This is a genomic window from Streptomyces sp. S3(2020) (assembly GCF_013044505.1).
Classification (GTDB): Bacteria; Actinomycetota; Actinomycetes; order Streptomycetales; family Streptomycetaceae; genus Streptomyces.
Window position 1 is genome coordinate 1 of sequence record NZ_JABERD010000387.1, and the last position, 4,711, is coordinate 4,711.

Consider the following 4,711-nt stretch of genomic DNA (forward strand, 5'->3'; position numbering starts at 1 on the left):
TCACCGGTCCGACCACGGCCATCCTGGCCTGCCGCGCCCCGCGGTCCCGCCACCGCGCTCGCCGCCGAGCGGGCGCGGCAGGCCAGGATGGCCGTGGTCGGACCGGTGACCGAGCGATGGGCGCCGGAGCAGGCCGGGCCGGTGCACGAGAACTGGCAGTTGGCCGCGCCGATCGGGCCCGCCACCGACCTGTGGGCGCTCGGCGCGCTGCTCTTCAGGGCCGTGCAGGGGCATGCGCCGTACCCGGAGGAGTCGACGGCCGAGCTGGTGCAGATGGTGTGCGCCGAGCCGCCCGCCTTCGCCGAGGAGTGCGGGCCGCTGCGGCCGGTCGTGGAGTCGCTGCTGCGCCAGGACCCCACCGAGCGGCTGGACTTCGAGGAGCTGCGGGGCTGGCTGCGGTCGCTGGTGCGGTCCGCGCCCGAGCCCGAGGCCGGCGCGTACGTCATCGCCGCGCCGCCCGTCGACGCCACCCGGCTGCCCGTCGTACGACGGCGGGGCGAGCTGGTGCGCCGGCGGCGCGCGGGGCTGCCCGCGACCAGCGCGCACGGACGGCACAAGCGGGCCAAGCAGGGCAGGCAGGAGGTGGCGAGTTCACCGCGCCGGCTCGGTCGTACGCTGCTTCTGCTGGTGCTGCTGCTGATGGCCGCGGCGATCGCGTACGCCATGCTGTTCATGCCCAAGTCCACCGACTCGACGGGCGGCGCGGGCGACACCGACCGGACCGGTTCCGCCGGCGAGGTCAGCGAGGCGCCCGCCAGCAGTGAGCCGCGGCCCGACCAGAACTCCCCGAAGGCGAGTCCTTCCGAGTCCGCGGAGCCCCAGGCCACCACCGGCCCGGACGTCGCCGACGGCTTCACCCTGCGTACGGACTCCGCCGGTTTCCGTGTCGCCGTCGCGAGCGGCTGGAGCCACACCCCGGAGAACGGCCGCGGTCAGGTCGTGTACACCCATGGCGACTTCGACCTGATCGTCGTACCCGGAAGGGACAGCGCCGACGAGTACGGCGAGGACCCCATGGCCTACCAGCGCGAGGACGAGCGTGAGCTTCAGCCGTACCGCGACTCCAGCTGGGCCAGCGCCAGCGGGCTGAAGACGATCCAGGTGGGCGGGCGGACCATGGCGGAGGGGCAGTTCACCTGGACCGACGACGCGGGGCGCGAGCTGTTCGTGCGCAATCTCGCGATGCTCGTCGACGGGAAGTACCACGTGGTCCAGGTGCGCGGGCCGGAGGCCGAGCGGGACGAGGTGACGCGGCTCTTCGAACAGGCGGCGGCGACCTACGAGGTCACCGGCTGATCGGTCCCCCGTCACACCGGGTGATGGTTGCTTCCGGCTGCCGAAAGCGACAACTGTCACAACCGCGAAACCTTGGCACCCCCGTGGTTCCCCGCACCGGGGCCGGTCCTTAATCTGACACTGTCAAGAGCATTGCGGGGCAACGTGAATCAGATGCAGGGCCTGCTCCTCGCGGGCCGCTACCGGCTTGCCGACACCATCGGCAGCGGCGGTATGGGGCGTGTGTGGCGTGCCCATGATGAGGTGCTGCACCGGGCCGTCGCCATCAAGGAACTGACCGCCGCGCTCTACGTCTCCGAGAGCGACCAGGAGCGGCTGCTCGCCCGCACCCGCGCCGAGGCCCGCGCGGCCGCCCGGATCAACCACTCCGCCGTCGTCACCGTGCACGACGTGCTCGACCACGATGCCCGCCCGTGGATCGTGATGGAGCTGATCGAGGGCCGCTCGCTGGCCGACGCGGTCAAGGAGCAGGGGCGTATCGACCCGGCCGAGACCGCGCGGATCGGCCTGTGGGTGCTGCGCGCCCTGCGTGCCGCGCACTCCGCCGGGGTGCTGCACCGCGATGTGAAGCCCGGCAACGTCCTGATCTCCCAGGACGGCCGGGTACTCCTGACCGACTTCGGCATCGCGCAGATCGAGGGCGACAACACGATCACCCGTACCGGAGAGGTCGTCGGTTCCGTCGACTACCTCGCCCCCGAGCGGGTCCGCGGCCACGACCCCGGCCCGGCCTCCGATCTGTGGGCGCTCGGCGCGACGCTCTACACGGCGGTGGAGGGCAGGTCCCCGTTCCGCCGCACCTCACCCCTGGGCACGATGCAGGCGGTCGTCGAGGAGCAGCCCGCCGAGCCCGTCAACGCCGGTGTGCTGGGACCCGTCCTCGCCGCGCTGCTGCGCAAGGATCCGGCCGAGCGGCCGGGCGCGGCGGAGGCCGAGCGGATGCTTGCCGAGGCGGCACAGGGGCGATCCACGGGCGCGGCGCAGGCGTATGTGTCCACGGGGCAGGTGCGGTACGAGCCGTCGCCCACGGCGGGTGCCGGTACCCAGGCGCAGACGGCGGCCGCCACCCCCTATCCGCCGGTCACGACCGGTGCCCCGGCCCCTCCCGCGCCGCGCAGGCGTCACCGGCTGCGTACGTTCGCCCTGGTCGTCGCCCTCGCGGCGATCGTCGGCGGGGGTGTGGCGGTGGCGTTGCAGCAGTTCGGCACGGACAGCCCCGGCGCCTCGCCGACTCCGAGTGCCACACCGAGCGACGGGGGCGGTCAGGGGGCGGTGCCCGCCGGTTGGGAGCGGCGCCGGGACCCCCTGGGCTTCAGCATCTCCCTGCCCAAGGGGTGGCAGCGGACCGTCTCCATCGACCAGGACGGCCTCCAGCAGGTCGACTACTCGCCCGACAACGGCAAGCACCTCGTGCGGGTCGCCGTCGACACCGCGCCGGACTTCGCCACCTCGTACGCGCACATGAGCAACCTGGAGGAGAGGATCTCAGGGCGGCTTCAGCAATACGAGCGTCTGAGCCTCAAGGAGGAGCTCTTCCGCGACCTGCCGGGCGCGCGCTGGGAGTACACCTGGAACGCGCTGGCCAAGGACTCGCCGCACTATTTCCCGGGGCCCTACCACGCGATCGACGTCGGGTACATGAACGCCGAAGGCACCGAATACGCCATTTACGCGTCCTCGCCGGCCGCCGACTGGGCGGCTACGAAAAAGCAGTTCGACGTGATCCTGCGGGGCTTCCAGGAAGGTTGAGGAAACTCCGGTATTCCTGGCCGCGCGGGAAATCAGGCGTAGTCCGTGCAGGAACGGACAATCGTCCCGCCTTCCATGACCGCCACCTGAACGCCGATGTAGTCGAGGTCATCGCCCGCGGGTGACGCGTACGTGGTGAAGGAGAGCGTCGCTCCGTTGCCGTCGTATTCGTGACGCCAGGGCCACTCCGTCACCCATCCGGTGCCGCCGTCTATGGAAACGAATCGAATGGCCGCGTGGTGACCGTCGGCAGCGGTGTCCTTGACCCAGCCGCTGATGTTCACGTAGCTGTCCGACCAGTTGGTGAACGTCATGCTTCCCGAGGCGCCCGTCACCGAGCAGGCGGCTCCGCCGCTTGCCGCGCTGGCATTGGTCACGGTGGTCGTGGCGAATATCGCCACTGCCGCTGCACCGATGACGGAAAGGCGCTTCAACATGTTTCCCATAAGGGAACGATAAGGCTTCCATGATTCACAAGACAGCGTGATTCAGGCCGCCCGATTTACCTTCTATGGGGCGTATGGAATGGCGATTTGCCATGCTTTGCAGTCATCCTCGAAACCGGCAATGGCTGAAAATGATCAGTGCGCGGAGGGGGCGGCGGCGCACTTGGCCGGTCAGTGCCGCGGAAGGCGGGCGTCCGGCGCGGCATCATGGGGCGCATGGGGACCCCGGGAGACAACTTCCGTGTCGTAGCGGGCCGTTATCGCCTGGAGGCGCGGCTCGGGCGGGGTGGGATGGGGGTCGTGTGGCGGGCGACCGATCTGCTGCTCGGACGGCGCGTCGCGGTCAAGGAGCTGCCTCTCGACGAGACGCTGTCCGAGGCCGAGGCCCGGTGGCAGCGCGACCGGGTGCTGCGGGAGGCGCGGGCCGTCGCGCAGTTGCGGCATCCGCACATCATCGTGGTGCACGACGTCGTGGAGCATGACGAACGGCCCTGGCTCGTCATGGAGTTGATCGACGGTGGCTCCCTCGCCGACCGGATCGCCGTGCACGGACCGGTGGTGCCCGCCGAGGCCGCCCGGATCGGCGTCGATCTGCTCGGCGCGTTGCGCGCGGCGCACGGGGCCGGGGTCCTGCACCGGGACATCAAGCCCGCGAACGTCCTGCTGGAGGGCGGCACCGGCCGGGTCGTCCTCACCGACTTCGGTGTCGCGCAGGTCGCGGGTGCCACCACGCTCACCGAGACGGGGTCCTTCGTCGGCTCGCCCGAGTACACCGCCCCGGAGCGGATGACCGGGCTGCGGACCGGACCCGCCGGCGACCTGTGGTCGCTGGGCGCGCTGCTGTGCACGGCCGTGAGCGGTGAATCGCCGTTCCGCCGGGACTCGTTGAGCGGCATCCTGCACGCGGTCCTCGCGGCGGACATACGGCCACCCGTGCAGGCCGCGCCGATCCTGCCCGTTGTACGGGGGCTGCTGGAGCGCGATCCGGAGCGGCGGCTGGACGCGGAGTCGGCGGAGCGGATGCTGCGGGTCTTCGTGGAGACGGGGCGGTTGCCCGTTCCCGAGCGGCGTTCCCTGCGGGGTGTGCCGGCGGTGGTGGTGCGTGGCGCCGCACAGGCCGGGGCTGGGGTCGCGGGCGCCGCCCCGGTACGCCCGCAAGGGGGCGGCCGGGCCGGGACGCCCGCGCCCCCACCGTCCCACCCCACCCCCCGTCCTCCCGG

The 4,711-nt window shown here is 71.7% G+C and carries 3 protein-coding genes and 1 pseudogene; 3 read left to right on the top strand and 1 reads right to left on the bottom strand.

Annotated elements, in window-relative coordinates; genetic code table 11:
- Together HLK59_RS48235 and HLK59_RS48240 are read left to right on the top strand one after the other, a co-directional pair.
- Positions 1 to 1,296: pseudogene (locus HLK59_RS48235) on the top strand (serine/threonine protein kinase); the annotation flags it as partial.
- 153 nt (positions 1,297 to 1,449) lie between these two features.
- Positions 1,450 to 3,045, top strand: coding sequence for a serine/threonine-protein kinase (locus tag HLK59_RS48240; protein WP_171148030.1), 1,596 nt, complete (start codon positions 1,450 to 1,452; stop codon positions 3,043 to 3,045).
- A gap of 32 nt (positions 3,046 to 3,077) precedes the next feature.
- On the opposite strand, the gene HLK59_RS48245 is transcribed toward HLK59_RS48240, so the two are convergent.
- The gene (locus tag HLK59_RS48245) at positions 3,078 to 3,491 is read right to left on the bottom strand and encodes a hypothetical protein (protein ID WP_171148031.1); all 414 of its coding nucleotides are present in this window, start codon (positions 3,489 to 3,491) and stop codon (positions 3,078 to 3,080) included.
- A gap of 216 nt (positions 3,492 to 3,707) precedes the next feature.
- On the opposite strand from HLK59_RS48245, the gene HLK59_RS48250 reads away from it, so the two are divergent.
- On the top strand, positions 3,708 to 4,711 hold a 1,004-nt coding region (locus HLK59_RS48250), incomplete at its 3' end, for a serine/threonine-protein kinase (RefSeq protein ID WP_171148032.1).

What these genes read in the sequence shown, in the direction of transcription:
- HLK59_RS48240 (WP_171148030.1), top strand. Translation starts at nt 1,450, where the DNA reads ATGCAGGGCCTGCTCCTCGCGGGCCGCTACCGGCTTGCCGACACCATC.
- HLK59_RS48245 (WP_171148031.1), bottom strand. Translation starts at nt 3,491, where the DNA reads ATGGGAAACATGTTGAAGCGCCTTTCCGTCATCGGTGCAGCGGCAGTG.